The sequence below is a fragment of the Allobosea sp. MMO-172 genome (assembly GCF_037147855.1).
Classification (GTDB): Bacteria; Pseudomonadota; Alphaproteobacteria; order Rhizobiales; family Beijerinckiaceae; genus Allobosea.
In genome coordinates, this window is sequence record NZ_JBBCUM010000006.1 from 1 (window position 1) to 23,397 (window position 23,397).

A 23,397-nucleotide genomic window follows, 5' to 3' on the forward strand; every position below is an offset into this window, starting at 1 on the left:
GTTCCGGGACGGTCGGCGGGCCGCGCCTGGTCCGGCCGGCCAGCCGGACCAGGCATACCGCTTCCGCGGAACCACACAACAATACCAAAACTCAAACAGACAATTCCGGGGCTTCGCGAAGCGAAGAACCCGGAAGCCACGACTGGGTGAGCGGCTCGCAACGACGTCTTGAATGTCTAACCCGGTCGTGGGTTCCGGGTTCGCGCCCATGGCGCGCTCCGGAATGACAAGGATAGCGCCCGGCGATCGCAATTGAGTGCCTAGAGCGCTTCCGCGCCGAGCTTCGCCTGCCAATGGGCGAGGCGCTCCTTCAGCACGCGATCCACGATATAGGCGATATCTTCCTCTTCCAGCCTTTCCAGCGCCTCGAAGCGGAAGGCCTCGGGGCCATGCGCGTTCCACGCCGCCTGCAGGGAGCGCTGGCGGTGGCTGCCATGGCGCAAGGTAAAGCGCAGCCGGTTCTCGATCGTCGAAAGATCGGGTGCCCGCCCGACCCAAATCAGCCCTGCCGCCGCGCAATGGAAGGCGAAGATGCCCGCCACCGTCTTCCGTTCCTTGTAGGCGGCCGTCGCCGCCTTCCTGTCCGCGTTCTGCATCGGTGCAACCCGTTCTGTTCGATGGGTGCTAAATAATACCCGGATTTTAATAAGGCAAGATTTTATCCGGGTAATTTATGTCTTGGGCGATTTTTTGATGAACAATGGCTCGGCTGGCGCGTTGTTTCCTCGAATCCACTCTCACACGAGGAGGTCCCGATGGACTGGAACCGCGTCGAAGGAAACTGGAAGCAGCTCAAGGGCAAGGTGAAGGAGCAGTGGGGCAAGCTGACCGATGACGATCTCGACGTCATCGCCGGCAAGCGCGACCAGCTCGAAGGCAAGATCCAGGAACGCTACGGCCTCGCCAAGGACAAGGCCCGCAGCGATGTCGATGCCTGGTATGGCCGCCAGAACTGGCAGTGACCAGGCAGCCGCCGATCGGCGGTGATCAATCAGGGAGCCCCGGCGCCTCGCGCCGGGGCTCTTCGACGTTTGGGCGCCTTGATCCCGGAGCGCGGCCGGCCGAGACTTGGCCGTGGTCGAAGCAGGATGCCTGATGTTCGAGGATCTCTCAGGAAAGAGCGCGCTGGTCACAGGTGCGTCTGGTGGGCTGGGGCTGCATTTCGCCAAGCTGCTCGCGCGCCGCGGCGCGGAAGTCACGCTCGCGGCGCGTCGGCAGACAGCCCTGGATCAGGCAAGGCACGAGATCGCCACAGCAGGCGGCGCCTCGAAAAGCATCCAGCTGGACGTGGCTGATGCCGCTTCGATTGCCGAGGCGCTCGCCGGCCGGTCCTTCGACATTCTCGTCAACAATGCCGGCGTCAGCGGCGCCGGCCCGGCGGCTAACCTTTCCGAAGCGGATTGGGATGCGGTGCTCGACACCAACCTGAAGGGCGTCTTCCTCGTCGCCCAGGCCGTGGGGCGCGGCATGCGCGAGAGCGGAAAGGGCGGTGCCATCGTCAATATCGCCTCGATCCTCGGCCATCGCGTCGCTGGCGGCGTCAGTGCCTATGCGGCCTCGAAGGCGGGCGTGATCCAGTTGACCAAGGCGCTGGCGCTCGAATGGGCGCGAGACGGCATCCGCGTCAATGCGCTCTGTCCCGGCTATATTGAAACCGACATCAACCGCGATTTCTTCGCGACCGAAGCCGGCTTGAACCTGATCAGGCGCATCCCGCAGCGAAGGCTCGGTCAACCGGAAGAGCTCGACGGCGCCTTGCTGCTGCTCGCCTCCGCCGCCGGCAGCTACATCACTGGCGCGACCATCGAGGTCGATGGCGGCCATCTCGTTTCCTCCTTGTGAGCATCGCCATGGATTTCGAGATCTCTCCCCGCATCGAGGATTATCGCGCGCGGATCGCCGCCTTCGTCGAGCGCGAGATCCTGCCGCTCGAAGCCGACCGGGCTTCCTACGACGCGCATGGCAATATTGCGCTGCCCCTGCTCGACACCATGCGGGCCAAGGCGCGTGCCGAGGGGCTCTGGTGCCTGCAGCTCAAGCCCGAAACCGGTGGGGCAGGCCTTGGCAAGATGGGCATGGCTGTCGCTTACGAGGAGATGAACCGCTCGATCTTCGGCCCGGTCATCTTCAATTCGGCGGCGCCCGACGACGGCAACATGATGGTGCTGGAGGCGCTCGGCACGCCCGCACAGAAGGAGCGCTGGCTGAAGCCGATCGTCGAGGGCAAGCTCCGCTCCGCCTTCGCCATGACCGAGCCGCATCCCGGTGGCGGTTCCGATCCCTCGATGATCCAGACCAGGGCCGAACGGCGCGGCGACACCTACATCGTCCGCGGCCGCAAATGGTTCATCACCGGCGCGGAGGAAGCAAAGCACTTCATCCTCGTTGCCCGCACCTCGGACGATCCACGCAACGGCCTCACCGCCTTCCTCTTCCATGCCGACCAGCCGGGCTGGCGCATCCTGCGCCGCATCGAGATCATGGGGCCGGAGGAACACGGCGGCCATTGCGAGCTGGAGTTCGACGGGCTCGAAATCCCCGTCGAGAATGTATTGGCCGGCGAGGGCAAGGGCATGAAGGTGACGCAGGTTCGCCTCGGCCCGGCCCGCCTGACCCATTGCATGCGCTGGCTCGGCCTGTCGAAGCGCTGCATCGAGATCGCGCAGGCCTATGCCGCCGAGCGCTACGGTTTCGGCCAGCGCCTCGCCGATCGCGAGAGCATCCAGCTCAAGCTCGGCGATCTCGCCATGCGCATCGAGATCGGCCGCCTGCTGGTGATGAAGGCGGCCTGGGAACTCGATCGCGGCGGCTTCGCCCGCAAGGAGGTCTCGATGGCCAAAGTCCAGGTCGCCAATGTCCTGCACGATGCCGCCGATGTCGCGATCCAGATCAATGGCGCCCGCGGCTATTCCAAGGACACCGTGCTCGAATGGATCTACCGCTATGCCCGTCAGGCCCGACTGGTCGACGGCGCCGACGAGGTCCACAAGATGGTGCTGAACCGCTTCCTCACGCAGGAGGGGCGTGATTTCTGGCACTGGCCCGTATCCGGCGCGGCGCAGAGCTGAGGCGATGGCAGCGCCCGCGCCCGCCGCCATCGATTTCGAGCCGGCCGCTCTGGCGAACATCCTGCGCGCGCGGTTCGGCGCCGGTGAACTCACGCTCGAACGCATCGGCGGCGGCCAGTCCAATCCAACCTATTTCGTCGATTGGGGCTCGCGCCGCCTTGTGCTGCGCAAGCAGCCGGTCGGGCCGATCCTGCGCGGCGCCCATGCGATCGACCGCGAGTTCCGTGTGCTCGAAGCACTGTCGAAGACCAATGTGCCGGTGCCGCGCGCCGTGCTCTTCCACGCCGATCCCGAAGCGCTCGGCACGCCCTTCTACTTGATGGAGCGGCTGGAAGGCCGCGTCTTTCATGACGCCGCCTTGCCCGGTCTCGCGCCCGGGGAGCGCCGTGGCCTCTATCTCGGCATGGCGGAGGCTCTGGCGAAGCTCCATGCGGTCAGGCCTGATGAGGTTGGCCTCGGTGATTTCGGGAGGCCGGGCAATTATTTCGAACGCCAGATCGCGCGCTGGACCAGGCAGTTGCGGGAATCGCCGGGCGAGCCGATCCCCGAGCTGGAAGTCGTCGCCGACTGGCTGCCGGCACACCTGCCCGATGATGACGGCCATGTCGCGATTGCCCATGGCGATTTCCGGCTCGGCAACCTGCTCTTCCACCCCGGGAAGCCCGAGGTGATCGGCATCCTCGACTGGGAATTGTCGACGCTCGGCCATCCGCTCGCCGATCTCGGCTATTGCGCCATGCCCTGGCATACGGCACCGGACGAATATGGCGGCATCCTCGGGCTCGACCGGGCCGCGCTCGGCATCCCCACCGAGGACGAGTTCCTCGCGCATTATTACGCTCATGCCGTGCCGACGGCGCCGCTCCTGCGCTTCCATCTCGTCTTCGCGCTGTTTCGCTTCGCGGTGATCTTCGTCGGGATCGCGGATCGGGTCCGCGCCGGCACGGCCGCCGCGGCCAATGCGGCCGAGGTCGCGCCGCTCGCCCGGCGTTTCGCCATGCGGGCGCGCGAGGCGATGGATGGCCTCGGTCTCCTGGGCTGACCGCAAGACGATGCCAGGATTCGACTGAGGGTTGTTTTCGAAGACTGGCGTAGTCTGGCAGGATTCTAGAATAGATCCAACTTAGATCGATTCAAAACAGGTAGAATTGCTTTGCCGTCCCAAGACGGGCTGTGTTAGCGCGAGGGTATCTTTCCCCGGCAGGATGCATTCCCATGCCCGCTCCCCGTTGGCTTGCCCGTCTTTCCTCCGCCGTCTTGTTCGGCGCTTCCGTTTTGCTGGCGGGTGCCGCCAGCGCCGAGACGATCGAGGTCACCGATCTCGCCGGCCGCGTCGTCAACGTCACCCGCGACCCCCAGAAGATTGTGCTGAGCGAAGGCCGCCAGCTCTATACGCTCGCGATGCTCGACCGCGAGGACCCGTTCAAGCGCGTCGTCGGCTGGGGCAACGACCTGATCGAGAACGATCCGGGCGCCTGGCAGAAGTACCTTGCGAAGTTCCCCAAGGCCAAGGACGTCGCGAATATGGGCAACCCCTATGCCGCCGATGTCAGCATGGAGAAGATCGCCTCGCTCGGCACCGAGGTCTACATCCTCGACCTGTCCAACTATTTCAAGGCGCAGGAGACGGGCCTGCTCGCCAAGCTCGAGAAGGCCGGCATCACCACCGTCTTCGTCGATTTCCGCCAGGACCCGACCCAGAACGTGCTGCCGAGCGTGCAGCTCCTCGGCCGCATCCTCGGCCGCGAGAAGGAGGCGAACGCCTTCGCCGACTACTACATGCGCCAGACCCGCAGCATCTATGCCCGCGTCGGCGCGGTGCCCGACAAGCAGAAGCCGATGGTCTTCGTCGAGCGCGCCGCCGGCCTGCTGCCTTGCTGCGCCACGTTCGGCCCGTTCAATTTCGGCCGCTTCATCGAGGAATCCGGCGGGCGCAACTGGGGCAGCCAGTTCTTCTCCGCCTTCCAGGCGCAGGCCGCGCAGGAGAAGGTGCTCGCCGACAATCCGGACGTCTATTTCCTCACCGGCGCCAACTGGTACGGCAGCAATCCCGGCAGCAGCGCCGTCAGCCTTGGCTACGACGCGACGCCCGAGAAGGTGCAGAAGGAAATGGCGGCGCTGATGAACCGCCCGGGCTTCCAGCAGCTCAAGGCGGTGCAGGCCAAGAAGGTGATGGCCTTCTACCACCAGTTCTACGACGCGCCCTATTACTTCATCGCCGAGCTCGCCATGGCGAAGGAGTTCTATCCGGACCGGTTCAAGGACATCGACCCCGAGGCGGTCTTCAAGGAATTCCACGAGAAGTTCCTGCCGATCCCCTATTCCGGCGTGTTCTGGGCCAAGCTCCAGTGACGATGGCCTGAGCGACGATGGCCGCGACCCTGCCCATGACGGCAAATGCCACCGGGGACTATCGCCGGCGCAATGCGCGCCGGCTGAAGCTCGTCCTGCTCGGCCTCGTCGCGCTCGCCGTCGCGCTGGCGCTCGATGTCTCGATCGGCCCCGGCAACCTGCCGCTCGCTGACGTCCTGCGCACGCTGGTCGATCCGCAATCGGCCACGCCGCGCCTCTCCGTCATCGTCTGGGACCTGCGCCTGCCAATCGCGCTGATGGCGATGGCCGTCGGCGCCATGCTGGGCCTGAGCGGCGCGGGCATGCAGACCATCCTCGCCAACCCGCTGGCTGATCCCTTCACGCTCGGCGTTTCCGCTGCCGCGACGGTCGGCGCTTCCGTGGCGATCGTCTTCGGCTGGAGCGTCATTCCCGGCGCCGGGCCCTATATCGTCACGGCCAATGCCTTCGTCTTCGCACTGGCCGCCTCGCTCGTGCTGTTCTTCATGACCAAGCTGCGCGGCGTCAGCGCCGAGACGATGATCCTGGTCGGCATCGCCCTGCTCTTCACCTGCAATGCCATCACCGCGCTGCTGCAATACCGCTCCAACGAGGTGCAGCTCACCCAGATCGTGTTCTGGACGTTGGGCAGCCTCGCCCGTGCCAGCTGGGAGAAGGTCGGCGTCGCCGCGCTGCTGATCGCGCTTGCGCTGCCGTTCTTCCTGATGCGCGGCTGGGCGCTGACGGCGCTGCGCCTCGGCGACGAACGGGCCGAAAGCCTCGGCGTCCGCGTCGACCGCCTGCGCCTGGAAATCCTCGTCGCGACCTCGCTGCTCGCTGCCGTCTCGGTCTCCTTCGTCGGCGGCATCGGCTTCATCGGCCTCGTCGGCCCGCATATCGCGCGGCTGCTCGTCGGCGAGGACCAGCGCTTCTTCCTGCCGACCGCGACGATCGCCAGCGCCGTGCTGCTTTCGCTAGCCTCCACCGTCTCGAAGGTCATCACGCCGGGCGTGATCTATCCGATCGGCATCATCACGGCGCTGATCGGCGTGCCCTTCTTCATCAGCCTGGTGATGTCGATCCGCGGACGGGGAGTCTGAGCGATGGCGCTGCTGATCCGCGATCTCGACTTCCGCTATGGCACGACGCCGGTCCTGCAGGGGCTCGGCACCGAAGCCCTGCCGCGCGGCGAGCTCGCCGCCCTGGTCGGTCCCAACGGCTCCGGCAAGTCGACGCTGTTCCGCTGCGCTGCCGGCCTGCTGCGCCCCGAGCGCGGCACGGTCGCGCTCGACGGCCACGATCTTTCGTCTCTCTCGCAGCGCGAGCGCGCCCGCAAGGTCTTCTATCTCGCGCAGGATACCGGCGCGCGTGTCGCGCTCTCGGTCTTCGACATCATTCTGCTCGCCCGCAAGAGCCTGCATCGCGGCTATGCGCTCGCGGCCTCGCCCGAGGATACGCGCGCCGTCGAGGCGGTGATCGAGGAACTCGGTCTTGCGCCTTTCGCCTCGCGCGATATCGCGACGCTCTCCGGCGGCCAGCGCCAGCTCGCCGCGATCGGACAGGCGCTGGTGCGCGAGCCCGACGTGCTGCTGCTCGACGAGCCGACCAGCGCGCTCGACGTGCGCCGCCAGCTCGACGTCATGGCGACGATCCGCGAGGCGACGCGCCGGCGCGACATCGTCACCGTGGTGGCGATCCACGATCTCTCGCTCGCGGCGCGCTTCGCCGACCGGGTGCTGGTGATGAATGCGGGGCGCATCGCGCAAGCCGGCGCGCCTGCGGATGTGCTTGCGCATCCCGCGGTTTCGGAGACATATGCGGTCGGCGTGCATCTGGAGCGTTCGGTCCGGGGCACGCTTCTGGTCGAGCCCTATATCCAGGTCTAAGCGATGTCCGCGCCTGCCTCGCATGACAATTTCACCCTGAAGGAAGAGATCCGCGCCTATTGGTCGGCGCGGGCGGAGAGTTTCGATCTCTCCTTCGGCCACGCGATCAAGTCGGATCGCGAACTGAAGGCCTTCCAGCGCCTGATCGGCGACTCGTTCGGCCCCCAGCCGCTCGACGTGCTCGATCTCGCTTGCGGCACCGGCGAAATCACGCGTGCGCTGCTCTCGCTGAACCACCGCGTCACCGCGCTCGACTTCTCCGAGGCAATGCTGGAGCGCGCCCGCGCCAAGCACGGCCAGGCCGCGCGCTTCCGCCTCGGCGATGCCGAGCGCCTGCTCGATGAAGACGCGAGCTATGACGCAGCGATCACCCGCCATCTCGTCTGGACGCTGACCGACCCGGAAGCTGCGCTCAGCGAATGGTTCCGCGTCCTGCGCCCTGGTGGCCGCATGCTGATTATCGACGGCGACTGGATCAATCGCACGCGCTGGCAGGCACTGGTGAACAATTTCGGCAACTGGCTGCGCGAGAAGCGCGGCGCGGCCGTCCACCAGATCGATGCCGACACCCATGCCTCGATCACCAGCCGCTTCTATTTCAAGGATGGGCTCAGCCGCCGGCGCCTTGAAGACATGCTCACCGCTGCGGGCTTCGTCGACATCGTCCCGGCCGATTACCATCAGGTCGTGCGCGAGCAGCAGCGCGCCGCCCCCTTGCATGATGCGATCCGGCTGTCCTCCTCGACCCGCTTCGCCCTGCTCGCGCGGAAGCCTGCGGCATGACCGTCAAGCCGGACTGGGACGCCGCGCAATATCTGCGCTTCGAGGATGAGCGGACGCGCCCGCCTGCCGATCTCCTCGCCCGCGTGCCGCTGAACGAACCGCAGCGCTGCATCGATCTCGGCTGCGGCCCCGGCAACAGCACGGAGCTGGTCGCGGCCCGCTTCCCCGGTGCCGTCACCGAGGGCCTCGATTCCTCGCCGGACATGCTGGAGAAGGCGAGGAAGCGCCTGCCGAACCTCTCGTTCGTCCTCGGCGACGTGAACAGCTGGTCGGACGCTGCCGGCTACGACCTGATCTTCGCCAATGCGGTGCTGCAATGGCTGCCGGATCATGAGGGGCTGTTCCCGCGTCTGGCCCGCTCGCTGACATCAGGCGGCTGCCTCGCAGTGCAGATGCCGAACAACCTCAACGAGCCCTCGCATGTGGCGATGCGCGAGGTTGCGGCGGAAGGCCCCTGGGCGGAAAAGCTCGCGAACGCCAAGGCCGAGCGCTCGGCGATCGGCTCCTTCGGCGATTACCGGCGCTGGCTGATCGCGGCCGGCTGCCGCGTCGATATCTGGCAGACGACCTATGTCCATGCGCTGGCCAATCTCGAAGCCATCGCCGAATGGTTCAAGAGCACCGGCCTGAAGCCTTATCTCGACCGCCTGACGGCCGGGGAGCAGGCGGGCTTCCTCGCGCGCTATCTCGAGCGCATCGCGCCGCATTACCCGGCCGAGAGCGACGGGAAGGTGCTGTTGCGCTTCCCGCGCCTGTTCGTGGTCGCCGTTAGAGAAGGCTGATCAGCCCTTCGCGGCTTCGGCCTTCTTCGCGGCCACATGCTCCTCGTCGGAGGCCCCGGCGCGCCAGTAGCTGACGACGAGGTTCTGGTCGCGCTCCGGGCGCAGCTTGCCGCGCGAGGCGGCCCGGATCGCCTTGAACGCGGCATGTTCCGCCGCTGCCCAGAGATAGGTCGAGGGCCCGTCCGCCGGCCAGTCGATCGTCGCGAAAGCATCCTGCAGCAGCGGCAGGCTGCCCGGCGCGGCGTCCCCGCGATGCAGCCAGGTCAGCGTCATGCCGGCCGGGTGGCGCAGGGGCTGTTCCTCGCCGGCGTCGGCGACCTCGATGAAAACCTGCCCGACGGCCTCGGCCGGCAGGTTCTCCAGCATGCGCGCCGCGGCCGGCAGGCCGGTCTCGTCGGCGAGGAAGACATAGCGCTCGGCCGGCTTGAGCCCGCGCCCGCCGGGGCCTGCCATGCCGATCCGGTCGCCGGCCTTGGCCCGGAAGGCGAAGGCCGAGCCCGGCCCGGCATCCTCGTGCAGCACGAAATCGAGCGCGAGCGTGCCCGCAGCGACGTCGATCTCGCGGATCGTGTACTTGCGCACCAGCGGCTTCGTTTCCGCCGGCGAGGGCAGCAGGAGCCCGTCATCGCCGACCATCGGCCAGCTCGGTTCGGCAACGCCGACCGGCGGGATGAACAGGCGCACATGCAGCGCATCGATATGGTCGTAGCGCGCGAGGTTCTCACCCGTGAAGCGGATACGGGCCATATGCGGCGTGATCCGCTCGACGCCGGTGACCGTCAGGATGCGGAATTCGGGCGGCAGGGCGGGGCCGGTGCCGTCGCCTGTCCAGCGCATCTCCGGCGCGGCGTCCTTCGGGGCGAACTCGATGACATGGCTCGCGATGGCGCGCTTCATGCCGAGCAGCGTGGACAGGTCCGGCGCCTCGACATGGACATCGAGCGCGGCCGTGGTGAGCTCGATCCGTGCGCGGCTGCCGTCGAGGGCGATGATCGTCGTGCCGTCCTGCTCGGTGATGACGGCCTCGTGCTCGACGAGATGTTCGCAGAGCGGCTTCAGGACGCCTGCCGGGTTGGCGAGCGCGATCCGGGTCGAGGTAGCGAGCATGAGGGTCTCCGTTAGGCTTTCGGCGCCGCCGCGATCCAGAGCGTCCCGTCGAGCTGGATCGCCGAGAAGCGGGCGCCCTCGGCAAGCGTCGCGGCCGGGTCGATATCGGCGAAACGCTCCGGGTGGAGCCATTTCGCCAGCGCCTCGATCGCGACGACATGCAGGGGGGTGTCGTTGAACAGGTGCCAGAAGCCGAAGGCGCGGCGCTTCTCGATGGCGCTGAGCGAGCCGAGCGAGGGCGTGGCCAAAAGCTTGGCGAAGCTCGCGGCGGCGTCCGTCTCGCTGACGCCGAGGCCGAGCACGAGCCCACCGAGCTTGGTCAGATGGGTGCCGCCGGTCGCGACATAGACGTCCGGATCGGCGCCGATCAATTGTTCCAGCCCGATCTGCCCGGTCGCGCCCGGCAGCATCGCGGCGGCGATGTTGCGCCCGCCGGCAGCCTGGATGAACTCGTTGAACGTGCCCTGCCCGGCCGTCATGCAGCAATCGTAGCCGCCGGCATGGGCGTGGATGAAGACGGAGGGGCGCTTCGCATCCGCGACCCGGCTCGCGATCCGCTTCATGCGGCTCTCGTAGAAGGCGATCAGCCGCTCGGCCTGCTCCTGCTGGCCGGTGAGGATGCCGAGCGCCCTGAGGCTCGGCACGGTGTCGCGCAATGGCTCCAGGAAGAAATCGACGACCGCGACGGGAATCTCGGCGGCTTCCAGCTTCTCGACGAGATCGCCGGGGCCGCGGCGCGTGCCGGCGAGCGATTTGCTGAGCACGACGAGATCGGGGCCGAGCGCGATCGCTCGCTCCAGCGAGAAGCCGGCGGCCGTGCCGCCATCGCCGACGAGGGGAAGCGCATTGATCGCCGGGAAGCGCGCCCGGTAGCGGGCAAGCCCGTCGGGGTTCTGGCGTTCGAGATCGCTGCCCCAGCCGGCGAGGATGCTGACGGGGTCGGGGTGGATCAGGCCGAGCGCGTTGAGCTGCCGGCCCTGCGCCAGCACGATGCGCTTGGCCGGGGCCGCGAGCTTGACGGTGCGGCCGAGCACGTCGGTCGCGACGACCGGATCGGCGGCCTTGGCGGGCAGCGCCGGCAGGCTCAGGCCGGCCAGGATCAGTGAACGCCTGTCGAGCATCATGCGGCTGCCGCCTTGTCCTGGGCCGTGCCGGCGAGCGTGAAGGCCACGGCGCGCGCAAGCATCGGCAGGATCACCGAGACATGGTTCTCGCCGGGGAATGCGGCGAAGCTGCAATCGAGGCGGTCGGAGGCGGACAGGCGCTCCGCCATCTCGGCGGCGTTGTCGTACATCCGGGCCCGCGCGAGGCGCTCGGCCCGCTGCGGAGTGACGGCGAGCACGGGCTCCTGCTCATGGCCGCCGACCGTGATCAGCAATCGCCCGGCCGGAGCGGAGCCGGCGCGCCGGAACGCGTCCTCGCTCGCAAGGATGGCGCGGTCCTGCCACCAGATCGACGGGCTGCCGGCGACGAGGGCCTCGAACAGGCCGGGCCGGGTGAACAGCGTGTGCAGCACGAACAGCCCGCCATAGGAATGGCCGGCGAGCGCGCGCCTTGCCGGATCGAGCGGTGCGATTCTGGCGACGGCCGGCAGGATCTCGTCGACGATCATGTCGAGGAAGCGGTCGGCTCCGTCAGGCACGGGCAGGAGGTCGCGCTGGCGCCGCTCGGCATCGAAGGGCTGCTCGCCGGGATAGCCGATTCCGATCACGACGGCGGCGCCGACCCCTGTCGCTTCGGGCCGTTGCGCCTGCAGGCGGGCGGCGGTCGCCGCGACCGGGAACAGCGCGTGGCCGTCGACGAGCACAAGGCTGGGAAAGCCGCGTGCCGGAGCGGGCCCCTCCGGCACGGAAACCAGCAGCCGGTAGCGCGAACCGTCCCGCGCCTCGAAATCGCGCTGCCAGGCCTGCGGCAGCGCGACGGGGGCGAATGCGGGATCGGGAGGGCTGACCGGTTGCACGCTGATCCTCTTACCAGCGGTAGGACAAGGTCGCGAGCACCGTGCGGCGCAGGCCGAAGGAGCACTGCGTCGTGCCGTAGCAGCCGGAGATATATTCCTTGTCGAACAGGTTCTGGGCGTTGACCTGCAGCCTCCAGCCCTTGAGTGCCGGGTTGGCCGCGGCGAAATCGTAGCTGATCGCGGCATCGACCAGCGTGTAGTCCGAGGTCGAGAAGGTGTTGCCGGGGTCGCCTGCGCCGCCGCCGACATAGCGCACGCCGGCGCCGAGCCCGAGGCCGGAGAGCAGGCCCGTCCGGAAGGTGTAATGCGCCCAGAGCGACGCGGTGTGCCGCGGCACGACCGGCGGGCGCTTGCCGAGGTCGACGCCGTTGCTCTTGGTCACCTCGGCATCGGTATAGGTATAGGCCGCGACGAGATCGAGATTGTCGTAGACGCTGGCGCGGGCCTCGACCTCGACGCCGCGGGCGCGGATCTCGCCGGTCTGGGTCTGGAAGGTCGGGTTGGCGAGGTCGGTCGTCGTGACATTGGTCTGGGTCAATTCGTAGACCGAGGCCTGCAGGAAGGCGTTGGTGCCCGGCAACTCGTATTTGAAGCCGGCCTCGTACTGCTCGCCCTCGGTCGGCTTGAACGGCGTGCCGCCGAAGGCCGTGCCGGCGACCGGCTCGAACGAGGTCGAGTAGCTGGCATAGGGCGCGAAGCCGTTGTCGAAATTGTACATCAGCGCGACGCGGCCGGTCCGCGCCGTGTCGTCCTGCTTGGTCAGCACGCCGGTGGACAGTGCGCGGGTGCGGGCCTCGGCCCGGTCGAAGCGGCCGCCGACGAGCAGCGAAAGCCGGTCGAGCTTGATCTGGTCCTGCAGGTAGATGCCGTACTGGGCTGTCGTCTGCTTGGTGCGCGGCACGGTCGGCGGGACGAAGGGCAGGCGCCCGTAGATCGGATTGGTGAAGTCGAGCGACTGCACCGTGCCGCCGGCGCCGGTGGCGGCCTTGGCATCGGTCCAGTAGCCGTCGACGCCGAACAGCACCTTGTGCGTCAGCGGCCCCGTGCGGAAATCGGCCTGGAGCTGGTTGTCGATGCCGGCAGTGCGGGCGTGCTCGTTCGAGATCGTGGCGCGGCGCGTCAGCGTCTTCTGGTCGGTCCCGATGCCGCCGACCGCGACGGTGCGGTTGCGCGATTCCAGATCGGAGATGCGGACGTTCTGGCGGAAGGTGAAGACGTCGTTGAAGCGATGCTCGAAGGCGTAGCCGACATTGGTCTGGTTGCGGCTATAGCCTTCGAAATTCGGCTCGCCCGGGAAGAAATTGCTGCGGATGCGGCCGGCGCGGCTCGGCAGAACGGTGCCGACTGCCGGGATGAAGCCGTAGAAGCCGGTTTCCGGATCGCGCTGGAACGAGGTCAGCAGGGTGAAGCTCGTCGACGCATTCGGTCGGTAGGTCAGCGAGGGCGCGATGAAGATGCGCTCCTCGCGGGTATAGTCGACCTGCGTGTCCGCCGCCCGGCCGAGGCCGACGACGCGGTAGAGCCAGGTCTTCTGCTGATCGATCGGCCCGCCGAAATCGAAGGCCATCTGGGCGCGGTCATGGCTGCCGAACTGGAGCTGGACCTCGCCGTGCCGCTCCTCCCGCGGGCGCTTGCTGACCATGTTGACGATGCCGCCGGGCTTGACCTGCCCGAACACCACCGAGGACGGGCCGCGCAGCACCTCGACCCGCTCCAGGCCCCAGGATTCATAGGTCGGGACGAGGAAGTTGATGCCACGCTGATAGCGCAGCCCGTCGAGATTGTTGACGAAGCCGGCCGTGCCGCCCGAGCCGCCGAAGCCGCGGATGAAGACGCTGTCATAGCGGCCCATCGAGAGGCGGGTCTCGCCGAGCACGCCGGCGGTGTAGCGCAGCGCCTGGCTGACATTCTGCGCGCCCTGGGCGTCCATCTGGTCGCGCGTGACGACGGTGATCGACTGCGGCGTCTCCATGATCGGCGTGTCGGTCTTGGTCGCGGTGTCGCTGCGGCGGGCGACATAGCCGTTGACCGGTCCGCTGGCGCGCTCGCCCTGCACCTCGATCGTGTCGAGGCCAAGCGTCGTGCCGGCCGGCTGCGGCTGGGCGCTCTGCGCCAGCGCCGTGCCCGCTCCGCCGGCGAGAAGCGCTGCCAGCGCCACGCCGGCCCGCCCCATCGCGCGATTGCTGCTGTTGATCCCGGTCATGCCTGCATTCCTGCCCCTGGCGCCTGCGCGCCCTCGTCTTCGGGGTTCTTTCAGGAAGGGTGCCGAGCCGGCAACGCGCTTGGCTTTCGATCGCGGCAGTATTTCTTTCGGTCGCGTTTCGAACGCGTCCAAGCAAGAACGGGAGGGCAGGAACATGGCCTGAATCAGCGCAGCGAGCTCGGTGCGACGCCGAAACGCTTGCGGAACAGCCCTGAGAAATGCGCCGGGCTGTAGCCGACCTGGAAGGCGGCGACCGCGACGCTGGCCTCCCCGCTCGCGATCATCGCGTAGGCCCGCTGCAGCCGCTGCTCCTGCAGGTATTCAAAGACGCTGGCGCCGAACTCGCTTCGGAAGGCGGAGGTGAGCTTGGTCGGGTTGAGTCCGCTTTCGCGCGCCAGCTCCGCCAGGCTGAGGGGCTCCTGCAAGGTTTCGAGCAGGCGGTCGCGCGCCGCATGAACCTGCTCGCGCAGGCGCGGGCTGAGTCTTCCCGGGCGGACGGGCCGCTCGCCGAGCATCCGGTCCAGAACCAGCGCGCCGAGTTCCAGCGCCTTGCCGGCAAGATAGAGCGGGCGCAGCGCTTCGCCGACCGGACATTCCGCCATCCGCAGGGCAAGCGAGCGGATCGGCGCATCGGCCGGGCGCACCCAGAAGCCGGCATCGTCGGAGCAGGCGAGGCGGGCCGCCTTGGCGACATCCGGGCCGAACTCGCGGGCGACGAAATCGAAATCGAACTGCATCAGCGCGCAGCGCAGCGCGCCGTCGGCGAGGCCGGTTCGCTGCTGCATATGCTCGCCGCCATTGGCGGCGACGAGGACGGTCGGCCCGTCGAGAACGACGGCCGGGCGGTCGTCGAGCTCCAGCGCCTGCCGGCCCTCCAGCATGACTGCGACCTTGAGGCCCGGCCGCATCGGGCCGACGATCCGCTCGCCCTCCTGGATCAGGAAGGTTCCGGCGGAGAGCGAGAGATTGCGCGAGAACAGCTCCAGGCTCGTGGCAGATTTCCGGACGGGGCTGGAACTGGCGTGCATCACGACCTCTGTGAGGGGGCGATGTTTATCCGACGCTGGAGTAAAAATCAAATAATATCAATAGTTTAAATGAGTTCTAAGGTTTGGCGGCGCAGCCCTGCCAGCGTTTCCTCAAAGATAGGGCGGCGTGCAGGCGCTCACGACGATGCAGCGCTCGGTGCCGATATTGCGGTAGCGATGCGGGATGCGGCTGTCGAAGAGATAGGCGTCGCCGGGCTTCAGCACCTTGATCTGGTCGCCGACGGTGATCTCGAGCTCGCCGGCCAGCACCACGCCGCCCTCGTGGGATTCGTGCTTGAGCATCGCAGCGCCGGTATCGGCGCCGGGATCGTAGGATTCATGCAGGATCTGCAGGTTATGGGCCTGTGCATCCCCGACCTGGCGGAAGGACATCTGGCCCCGGCTCTCGCCGCCATTGACCTGATGCAGGCGCGAGGTCAGGTCGAGCAGGTCCGGGGCCTCGAAGAACACCTTGTCGCGCGGTGTCCGTTCTTCGTCAAAAAAATTCACCATCGTCATCGGAATGCCGTCAAGGATCTTGCGCAGCGAGGCGACCGACGGACTGTTCCGGTTCTGCTCGATCAGCGAGATCAGGCTATGGGTCACGCCGGAGCGTGCCGCGAGCTCGCGTTGCGAAAGCCCGGCCGCAACCCTGATTTCCTTCAGCCTACCGCCGACGTCAAAGCTCATGGCTGCTCCGTTTCCCCATCCTGCGCGCCTTGTCGTGCCTGCGCGTCGTGCAGGGCCCGCCTGCTCGGCGGCCCTTGCCATGTTCAATATTCTGAGCAATGCTGCCGGAAAGCCAATAAGAAAATAGTGTCATGGGGAACCGGCGGAGTGGAATAGTTTTCGCGTTCAAAGCACGCCGTCCAGACTAAATCCCCATTCGATACGATAGGGCTGCATGCGCGCGGTTTGTCCCGCGCATGGCACGGGAGATGCTTGCCGAAGACGACCGCCTCGCCAATGCCTCGCGGCGAGAATTCAACAGGGAAAGCAGGGTAATCCGGGCCGATGACGCAAGCCGAGACCGTTTTGTTGAATGGCCGCATCTTCTGCGGCTTGGCGGAAGGCTTCGTCGAAGCCCTGGCGATTGGGGATGGCAAGGTGCTGGCCGCCGGCCCGGCCGCCGAGATCGCCGCCTTGCAGGGGCCCGCGACGAAGGTCGTCGATCTCGCCGGTCGCGTCGCCATTCCCGGGCTGAACGACGCACATATGCATCTGCTGCCGCTCGGCCTCGCCATGAGCGAGGTCAACCTGCGCCCCGAGGAGGGCGTCAACAGCATCGACGAGATCCTGCGCCGCATCGCCGCCGCCGTGAAGGGCAAGAAGCCCGGCGAATGGGTCACCGGCCGCGGCTACGACCATAACGAGCTGGCCGAGGCGCGCCATCCGACGGCCGAGGAACTCGACCGCGTCGCGCCGGACAATCCCGTCTATATCAAGCGCACCTGCGGTCATGTCGGCGTCGTCAACGGCCGCGCGATGGCGGCGGCTGGCATCGGCCACAACACGCCGAGCCCCGATGGCGGCCTGATCGAGCGTCGCGACAACAAGCTGACCGGCCTGCTGGCCGAGAGCGCCATGCGCCTGATCGTCGAGGCGATGCCAAAGCCGAGCATCGCGGAGCTGAAGGCCGCGATCGAGAAGGCCGGGCACTACATGCTCGCGCAGGGCTTCACCAGCGTCATGGATGCCGGCGTCGGCATGGGCGCCGGCATGGCCGAGATCGAGGCCTATGAGGAGGTCGCGCGCGCCGGCACGCTGCCGGTCCGCACCTGGGTCTGCATTTACGGCAATGCCGACGGCATCGGCGACGAGGCCCATGCGGCGGGCTATCGCTTCGGCCGCGAGACCGGCCTCCTGCGCTACGGCGCGATGAAGGTCTTCGGCGACGGTAGCGCTGGTGGTCTGACCGCCGCGATGAGCGAGCCCTACCGCGTCGGCGACCCCGATAATCGCGGCATCTTCATCTATTCCGATGCCGACATGCATCGCTATCTCCGGCACTACCACGAGCTCGGCTACCAGCTCGCGATCCACGCGATCGGCGACGCGGCGATTGAGCAGGTGCTCTCCGGCATGGAGAAGGCCGACAGCCCCGCGCATCCGATCAAGGGCCGCCGCCACCGCATCGAGCATTGCGGTTTCCTGACCGACGGGCAGCTCGCCCGCATGGCCGCCGCCGGCATCGACCCGGTGCCGCAGCCGGCCTTCATCTACGAGTTCGGCGATCTCTACGTGATCAATCTGGGCGAAGCGCGCGCCGGCGCCTCCTACCCCATGCGCAAATGGCTCGATGGCGGCCTGCATGCCGCGGCGAGCTCGGACGCTCCGGTCTGCGCCACCGACCCGTTCAAGAACCTCTTCACGATGGTCACCCGCCAGACCAAGCGCCATACCGAGATCGGCGGCGCCGAGAAGCTGAGCATGGAGGAGGCGGTGCACGCCTATACCTTGCTTGGCGCCTATACCCAGTTCGCCGAGGACAAGCTCGGCCGGCTGGTGCCCGGCCAGCTCGCCGATATCGCCGTGCTCTCGCACGACATCTTCGCGATCCCCGTCGAGGCGGTCGAGAACGAGGTGCGGTGCGACCTGACCCTGCTCGGCGGCGAGGTTGTCTTCGACCGGCACGGCCAGCTCGCGGCTGCGGCGCAATAGGCCGGGACCTCCGCAATGCTCAAACATACGCTGCAAAGGCTGCTGCTGGTCCTGCCGGTGATGCTCGGCGTGCTGCTGATCGGCTTCCTGCTGATGCAGGTCGTGCCGACCGATCCGGCCCAGGTCCGCGCCGGTCCGACCGCGACGCAGGACGTGGTGGAGGCGATCCGCCAGGAACTCGGGCTGAACCAGCCCCTGTGGAAGCAGTTCGCGATCTATATCGGGCGCCTCGCACAAGGTGATCTCGGCGTCTCCATTATCAACAACGTCCCGGTGACGCAGGAACTCGGCAACACCATCGGCCCGACGCTGGAGCTGATGTTCGCCTCGCTGATCTGGGCGATCCCGCTCGGCATGTTCCTCGGTACCGTCGGCGCCTATTACCGGGGCTCGCTGATCGACCGCGCGATCATGGCTTTCTCGGTCGCTGGCGTCTCGCTGCCGGTCTTCTTCCTCGGCCTCGGGCTGATCTGGCTCTTCGGCTTCTATTATCCGATCCTGCCCTTCACCGGCCGCACCGGCCCGCTCTGGACCTGGGAGGGGATCCAGGGGATCATCCTGCCGGCGGTCACGCTGGGCGGCGTGTTCGTCGGCCCGGTCGCCCGCATGACTCGCACCTCGGTGCTCGACGAGCTCGGCGCCGACCATGTCCGCACCGCCCGCGCCAAGGGCCTCGGCGAGGCGACGGTCGTGCTGCGCCACACGCTGCGCAACGCGCTCGTCCCGGTCGTCACGCTGATCGGCCTGCAGATCGGCTTCCTGCTCGGCGGCGCCGTCGTCACCGAGACCGTGTTCTCATGGCCGGGCATCGGCCGGCTCGCGGTCGGCGCCATCCTGTCGAGCGACCTGCCGATGGCGCAGGGCACGATCATCATGCTCTCGCTCGGCTTCATCCTGGTCAATCTCGCGGTGGACGTCCTCTATGCCGTGCTCGATCCACGCGTGAGGGGCACCTGATGAGCTCCCCCATGAAGCTCGATCGCAATGCGCTCCAGCCCGGCGCCAAGACGGTCGAGGCGGCCGTCAGCGTCGCCGCCGCCACGCCGGTCCGCCGCAAGACCGTGCTCCGGATGCTGATGTCCGATGTCGGCTCCTGCATCGCGCTGGCGCTCGTCGTCCTCGCCATCCTCTGCGCGGTCTTCGCGCCCTGGCTCGCGCCGACCGATCCTTTCGGCAACGACCTCGCCAACACGCTGAAGCCGCCGGGCGAGGCCGGCCTGCTTGGCACGGACGGGCAGGGCCGCAACATGATCACGCGCCTGCTCTATGGCTTGCGCACGACCTTGCTGATGGGCTCGGCCTCGGTCCTCTTCGGCTGCGCGATCGGCGGCATCATCGGCTTCGCCGCGGCCTATTATCCGAAGGTGTCCGGCGTGCTGATGCGCTTCATGGACGTGCTCCTGTCCTTCCCAGCGATCCTGTTCGGCCTTGCCATCGCTGCGATCTTCGGCCCGGGCCTGCTCGCGGTCATCATCGCGCTCTCGATCGCGACCGTGCCCCTGATGGCGCGCGTCGTGCGCGGCTCGGCGCTGGTCGTGCTGCAGCAGGGCTATATCGAGGCGGCGCGCTCGCTGGGCCTGAGCGACCTGCGCATCATCCTGCGCTATGTCCTGCCGAACTGCCTCTCGGCGATCTTCGTCTTCGTCACCTTGCGCTTCGGGCAGGTCATCCTGCTCGGCGCCGCGCTCTCCTTCCTGGGCCTCGGCGCCCAGCCGCCGACCGCCGAGCTCGGCGCCATGGCGGCGGACGGGCGCAACTTCCTGTTCTTCGCGCCGCATGTCTCGGTCCTGCCGAGTCTGGTGATCTTCGCGGTCGTGCTGGCCTTCAACGTGCTCGGCGATTCCCTGCGGGACGCCCTCGATCCCAAGCTGCGCAAATAGCGCCGACATCAACCAAGAAGCGTCAAAAAGGGGACTTGCTCGATGTTCAAACTCTCAACTCTGCTTCTCGCCGGCGCCGCAGCCGCGAGTTTCGCGGTCGTGCCCGCGGTCGCCCAGCAGAAGGCGCCGCTCTCGATCCTGCGCGTCATCGACGCCGACAACTACGACCCGATCCGGACCACCGCGACGGCGGCGGCCGAGGTCATGTACATGCTGGCCGACACGCTGGTGACGGTCGATTTCGACATGAAGACGATCAAGCCCGGCCTCGCCGAGAGCTGGACGATCTCGCCGGATGGCCTGACCTACACCTTCAAGATCCGCAAGGACGTGAAGTTCTGCGATGGCCGGCCGATGACGATCGATGACGTCGTCTATTCGCTGAAGCGCTGGACCGACCCGGCCAACAAGTCCCCGGTCTCCTTCCGCGGCGGTCCGGTTAAGGACATCCGCGCCGACGGCGATTCCACGCTGATCTACGAGCTGAAGGAGCCCTATAGCGACCTGATGTTCCAGCTCGCCCTGTCCTTCGCCTCGGTGGTCGACAAGAACACCGTCGAGAAGCTCGGGCCGAATTTCGGCGTCCAGGGCTTCAACGCCACCGGCCCCTATTGCTGGTCGAAATGGACCCCGCGCCAGGAGCTCGTGCTCAAGAAGAACCCGCACTACTCGTGGGGCCCGCCGATCTACAAGGACCCGAAGCCGCAGATCGACGAGATCGTCTGGAAGGTCATCCCGGAGTCGAACACGCTGATGGCCGCGATCCAGGCCAAGCAGGCCGACGTGACCTACTACATGCCCTATATCGCGCTCGACACGATGCAGCGCATTCCCGGCATGACGGTGCAGCGCCAGGAAAACTACATCTACGACATCTTCATGGGCTTCAAGATCGACAAGCCCGTGTCGAAGGATCCGGTGATCCGCGAGGCCGTCAACATGGCGACCGACAAGCAGGCCATCGCCAAGGCGATCTTCTTCGGCAAGGGCCAGGTCCTGCCCTCGCTCCTGAATCCGGCCGTGCTCGACTACGACAAGGATTCCGCCGGCAAGATGCCGAAGCATAACCCGGCCGGCGCCATCAAGCTGCTCGACGAGGCCGGCTGGAAGCCGGGCGCCGACGGCATCCGCGAGAAGGACGGCCAGAAGGCGACCTTCACTGTCTACGGCATCCGCAACGACGTGAACCCGCGCATCTCCGAGGCGATGCAGGCGGACCTGCGCAAGGTCGGCATCGACCTCAAGATCCAGCTCTGGGACGCCACCGTCGCCTGGGGCAAGCTCGCGACGCAGGAATTCGACGCCTTCTACATGGCCTATCCCTATGTGACGGCCACCGAGGCGCTGAACCTCTACTTCGCCAGCCGCCAGGCCCCGACGCCGAACCGGATGAACTGGAAGGACCCGAAGACCGACGAGCTCCTGAAGGCCGCGGCGACCGCCGTCGATGCCGACAAGCGCAAGCAGGCGATCGGCGCGGTCCAGACCCAGCTCACCGAGGCGAATGTCTGGGTGCCGCTGGCCTCGCAGCCGCTCTGGGTCGTCGCCGGCGACCGGCTGGAGGGCGTGCGCGCCCACGGCATCTACGGTGCCGGCCTCTACAAGGGGCTCGACCTCAAGCTGAAGCGCTGAGCGTTTCCAGCGCCGCGCGGTGAGAACCGCGCGGCGCTTTTTCTATGTCTGGTTGCTCCAACCCGGTGATTTTTCTCGGAACCACGGCGTCATCCCGGACAAGCGGCGAAGCCGCGCCGATCCGGGATCCATCGTAGAGCTCCGGAGCCCTCCGATGGATCCCGGGGCAAGCCCGGGATGACGCCGTGGTTCCGAGAAAGACCACCAAGACGGAGGAAACAAAAATCATGACGATCACGGTCATCAAGAACGCCGAAGTCGTTGTCGCCTGGGATGCGGAAGCCTCCCGGCATGTCTATCTGCACGGCGCCGATGTCGCCTTCGAGGACGGCACGCTGCTTTATGTCGGGCCGCGCTACGAGGGCCAGGCCGACGAGACCGTCGACGGCAGCGGGCGCATGGTCATGCCCGGCCTGGTCAATATCCATTCGCATCCCTCGAGCGAGGCGCTGAACAAGGGCTTCCTCGACGAGCTCGGCTCGCCCGCGCTCTACAATTCCTCGCTCTACGAGTTCATGCCGATCCTGCGGCCCGATGCCGAGACGGTGCCGGATTGCGTGCAGGTCGCCTATTCGGAATTGCTGCTCTCCGGCGTCACCACGCTTGCTGACCTTTCGGTCGCCCATCCCGGCTGGATCGACCTCGCGGCCAATAGCGGTCTGCGTGTCTGCGTCTCGCCGATGTTCCGCTCGGCCCGCTGGTACACGAAGAACGGCCATGTCGTCGAATATGAGTGGGACGAGAAGGCCGGCGCCGCCGCCATGGAGACCGCCTTCGACGTCATCGAGCAGGCGCAGAAACACCCGTCCGGCCGGCTCTTCGGCATGGTCTGCCCGGCGCAGATCGACACCTGCAGCGAAGGCCTGATCAAGGACAGCCACGCCGAAGCCAAGCGCCGCAACCTGCCCTGGCAGATTCACGCGGCCCAGTCGACGGTCGAGTTCCACGAGATCACCCGCCGCCATGGCGTGACGCCGATCCAGTGGCTGGAGAAACTCGGCGTGCTCGGCAGCACCAGCATCGTCGGTCACGGCATCTTCCTCGATGATTATCCGCGCCTCGGCTGGCACAGCCGACGCGATCTGGCGCTGCTGGCCGAGACCGATACGGTGGTCGCCCATTGCCCGACGGTGTTCATGCGCCGCGGCATCGCGCTCGACGATTTCGGGCGCTATCGCCGCGCCGGCATCCGCATCGGCATGGGCACCGACACCTATCCGCACAACATGCTCGAGGAGATGCGCCATGTCGGCTATGTCGCCCGGCTGATGGCGGAGAACCCGCGCACGCTCACCACCACCGACATCTTCGAGACAGCGACCACGGCCGGCGCCGCCGCGCTCGGCCGCGACGATATCGGCCGCCTCGAAGCCGGCTGCAAGGCCGACCTCGTGATGGTCGACCTCAAGCACCCGATGATGCAGCCGCGCCGCGATCCCGTGCGCAGCATGGTCTATGCCGCCGCCGAGCGCGCGGTCGACCGCGTCTATGTCGACGGCAAGCTCGTCGTCCGCGACGGCACCGTCCTGACCATGGACTATCCGGCCGCGGCCCTGCGCCTCCATGAGGGCCAGAAGCGCACGGAAGCGGCGGCGCCCGGCAATGACTGGATCAAGCGCCCGGTGACGGATTACTCGCCGCTGACCTTCCCGGTGAAGTAGGCGGGAGCGGGCTCATTTTACGCGGAAACACGGCGTCATCCCGGGCTTGACCCGGGATCCATGCCGGAGCGCTTCCCGATCAAAGTTCAGGAATGGATCCCGGATCTCCGCTTCGCTGCGTCCGGGATGACGCGCGTGATGAGATGCAACGTGCTGGACCCATCGCCGTATCGTGAGCCCCCTGCGTCACGCCGCCCGCTTTCGGTCGGCGCGATCCGGCGATAGGTTATGCCCATGTCGCAGGCAGACGAGACAACGCAGACGGAGGCCGGCTCTTCGAGCCGGCTCGGCCTCATGCTGATCGGCGGAGGCTTCTTCGCCCTGTTCCTCACCGGCCTGCTGCTCTGGTGGCGCGAAGGCGACCGGCTCTTCACCGACGGGTTGATCGCCGCCATCGTGGCTTGCTTCTAGGCAT

At 67.1% G+C, this 23,397-nt stretch carries 23 protein-coding genes; 15 read left to right on the forward strand and 8 right to left on the reverse strand.

Annotated elements, in window-relative coordinates:
- Positions 1 to 260 precede the first annotated feature (260 nt).
- The gene (locus WFK61_RS10755) at positions 261 to 596 is read right to left on the reverse strand and encodes a GIY-YIG nuclease family protein (RefSeq protein WP_336811534.1); all 336 of its coding nucleotides are present in this window, start codon (positions 594 to 596) and stop codon (positions 261 to 263) included.
- 159 nt (positions 597 to 755) lie between these two features.
- Here WFK61_RS10755 and WFK61_RS10760 point away from each other — a divergent pair, with 159 nt between their 5' ends.
- From WFK61_RS10760 to tam, 9 genes are all read left to right on the forward strand, one after another.
- Positions 756 to 962, forward strand: coding sequence for a CsbD family protein (locus WFK61_RS10760; protein ID WP_336811535.1), 207 nt, complete (start codon positions 756 to 758; stop codon positions 960 to 962).
- A gap of 133 nt (positions 963 to 1,095) precedes the next feature.
- On the forward strand, positions 1,096 to 1,842 hold the full coding sequence (locus tag WFK61_RS10765; RefSeq protein WP_336811536.1) for an SDR family NAD(P)-dependent oxidoreductase: 747 nt from the start codon (positions 1,096 to 1,098) through the stop codon (positions 1,840 to 1,842).
- 8 nt (positions 1,843 to 1,850) lie between these two features.
- Positions 1,851 to 3,068 carry an acyl-CoA dehydrogenase family protein gene (locus WFK61_RS10770; RefSeq protein ID WP_336811537.1) on the forward strand — a complete coding sequence of 406 codons (1,218 nt, stop codon included), beginning with the start codon at positions 1,851 to 1,853 and terminating at the stop codon, positions 3,066 to 3,068.
- A 4-nt stretch (positions 3,069 to 3,072) separates the two neighbouring features.
- Entirely contained in the window at positions 3,073 to 4,110 is a 1,038-nt protein-coding gene (locus tag WFK61_RS10775; protein ID WP_336811538.1) for a phosphotransferase family protein, read from the forward strand.
- A 173-nt stretch (positions 4,111 to 4,283) separates the two neighbouring features.
- Positions 4,284 to 5,420 carry an ABC transporter substrate-binding protein gene (locus tag WFK61_RS10780; protein WP_336811539.1) on the forward strand — a complete coding sequence of 379 codons (1,137 nt, stop codon included), beginning with the start codon at positions 4,284 to 4,286 and terminating at the stop codon, positions 5,418 to 5,420.
- Between the two features lie 35 nt (positions 5,421 to 5,455).
- Complete coding sequence (locus tag WFK61_RS10785) at positions 5,456 to 6,499, forward strand: FecCD family ABC transporter permease (protein ID WP_336811540.1); 1,044 nt, start codon at positions 5,456 to 5,458, stop codon at positions 6,497 to 6,499.
- A 3-nt stretch (positions 6,500 to 6,502) separates the two neighbouring features.
- Positions 6,503 to 7,285, forward strand: a complete 783-nt coding sequence (locus WFK61_RS10790) for an ABC transporter ATP-binding protein (RefSeq protein WP_336811541.1) — start codon at positions 6,503 to 6,505, stop codon at positions 7,283 to 7,285.
- 3 nt (positions 7,286 to 7,288) lie between these two features.
- The gene (locus tag WFK61_RS10795) at positions 7,289 to 8,068 is read left to right on the forward strand and encodes a class I SAM-dependent methyltransferase (RefSeq protein WP_336811542.1); all 780 of its coding nucleotides are present in this window, start codon (positions 7,289 to 7,291) and stop codon (positions 8,066 to 8,068) included.
- Positions 8,065 to 8,850 carry a trans-aconitate 2-methyltransferase gene (gene tam / locus WFK61_RS10800; RefSeq protein ID WP_336811544.1) on the forward strand — a complete coding sequence of 262 codons (786 nt, stop codon included), beginning with the start codon at positions 8,065 to 8,067 and terminating at the stop codon, positions 8,848 to 8,850. Before WFK61_RS10795 ends, tam begins: the two co-directional genes overlap by 4 nt.
- On the opposite strand, the gene WFK61_RS10805 is transcribed toward tam, so the two are convergent.
- The 6 genes from WFK61_RS10805 to WFK61_RS10830 form a co-directional block, all read right to left on the reverse strand.
- Entirely contained in the window at positions 8,851 to 9,957 is a 1,107-nt protein-coding gene (locus WFK61_RS10805) for a siderophore-interacting protein (protein WP_336811545.1), read from the reverse strand.
- Between the two features lie 11 nt (positions 9,958 to 9,968).
- The gene (locus WFK61_RS10810) at positions 9,969 to 11,081 is read right to left on the reverse strand and encodes an ABC transporter substrate-binding protein (protein ID WP_336811546.1); all 1,113 of its coding nucleotides are present in this window, start codon (positions 11,079 to 11,081) and stop codon (positions 9,969 to 9,971) included.
- Entirely contained in the window at positions 11,078 to 11,917 is an 840-nt protein-coding gene (locus tag WFK61_RS10815) for an alpha/beta hydrolase (RefSeq protein WP_336811547.1), read from the reverse strand. The genes WFK61_RS10810 and WFK61_RS10815 overlap by 4 nt, the downstream gene beginning before the upstream one ends.
- Before the next feature lie 10 nt (positions 11,918 to 11,927).
- Positions 11,928 to 14,120: a TonB-dependent siderophore receptor gene (locus WFK61_RS10820; RefSeq protein WP_336811549.1), complete on the reverse strand. Its 2,193-nt coding sequence runs from the start codon at positions 14,118 to 14,120 to the stop codon at positions 11,928 to 11,930.
- A gap of 164 nt (positions 14,121 to 14,284) precedes the next feature.
- Complete coding sequence (locus WFK61_RS10825; RefSeq protein WP_336811551.1) at positions 14,285 to 15,148, reverse strand: helix-turn-helix transcriptional regulator; 864 nt, start codon at positions 15,146 to 15,148, stop codon at positions 14,285 to 14,287.
- 111 nt (positions 15,149 to 15,259) lie between these two features.
- Complete coding sequence (locus tag WFK61_RS10830; protein WP_336811552.1) at positions 15,260 to 15,838, reverse strand: cupin domain-containing protein; 579 nt, start codon at positions 15,836 to 15,838, stop codon at positions 15,260 to 15,262.
- A gap of 324 nt (positions 15,839 to 16,162) precedes the next feature.
- Between WFK61_RS10830 and WFK61_RS10835 the strand changes: the two genes are divergently transcribed.
- From WFK61_RS10835 to WFK61_RS10850, 4 genes are read left to right on the forward strand one after another with little or no spacing between them, the layout of a single operon-like run.
- Positions 16,163 to 17,809, forward strand: a complete 1,647-nt coding sequence (locus WFK61_RS10835) for an amidohydrolase (protein WP_336811553.1) — start codon at positions 16,163 to 16,165, stop codon at positions 17,807 to 17,809.
- Positions 17,810 to 17,824: 15 nt separating this feature from the next.
- A complete protein-coding gene (locus tag WFK61_RS10840; protein ID WP_336811554.1) occupies positions 17,825 to 18,766 on the forward strand; it encodes an ABC transporter permease in 942 nt (313 codons plus the stop codon).
- Complete coding sequence (locus WFK61_RS10845; protein ID WP_336811555.1) at positions 18,766 to 19,689, forward strand: ABC transporter permease; 924 nt, start codon at positions 18,766 to 18,768, stop codon at positions 19,687 to 19,689. Before WFK61_RS10840 ends, WFK61_RS10845 begins: the two co-directional genes overlap by 1 nt.
- A gap of 42 nt (positions 19,690 to 19,731) precedes the next feature.
- Positions 19,732 to 21,321, forward strand: coding sequence for an ABC transporter substrate-binding protein (locus tag WFK61_RS10850; protein WP_336811556.1), 1,590 nt, complete (start codon positions 19,732 to 19,734; stop codon positions 21,319 to 21,321).
- On the opposite strand, the gene WFK61_RS10855 is transcribed toward WFK61_RS10850, so the two are convergent.
- Positions 21,305 to 21,565, reverse strand: a complete 261-nt coding sequence (locus WFK61_RS10855) for a hypothetical protein (protein WP_336811557.1) — start codon at positions 21,563 to 21,565, stop codon at positions 21,305 to 21,307. The genes WFK61_RS10850 and WFK61_RS10855 overlap by 17 nt on opposite strands.
- Here WFK61_RS10855 and WFK61_RS10860 point away from each other — a divergent pair.
- Entirely contained in the window at positions 21,549 to 22,982 is a 1,434-nt protein-coding gene (locus WFK61_RS10860) for an amidohydrolase family protein (RefSeq protein ID WP_336811558.1), read from the forward strand. The two genes, WFK61_RS10855 and WFK61_RS10860, sit on opposite strands and share 17 nt — an antisense overlap.
- A gap of 234 nt (positions 22,983 to 23,216) precedes the next feature.
- Positions 23,217 to 23,393 carry a hypothetical protein gene (locus WFK61_RS10865; RefSeq protein WP_156367053.1) on the forward strand — a complete coding sequence of 59 codons (177 nt, stop codon included), beginning with the start codon at positions 23,217 to 23,219 and terminating at the stop codon, positions 23,391 to 23,393.
- Positions 23,394 to 23,397 lie beyond the last annotated feature (4 nt).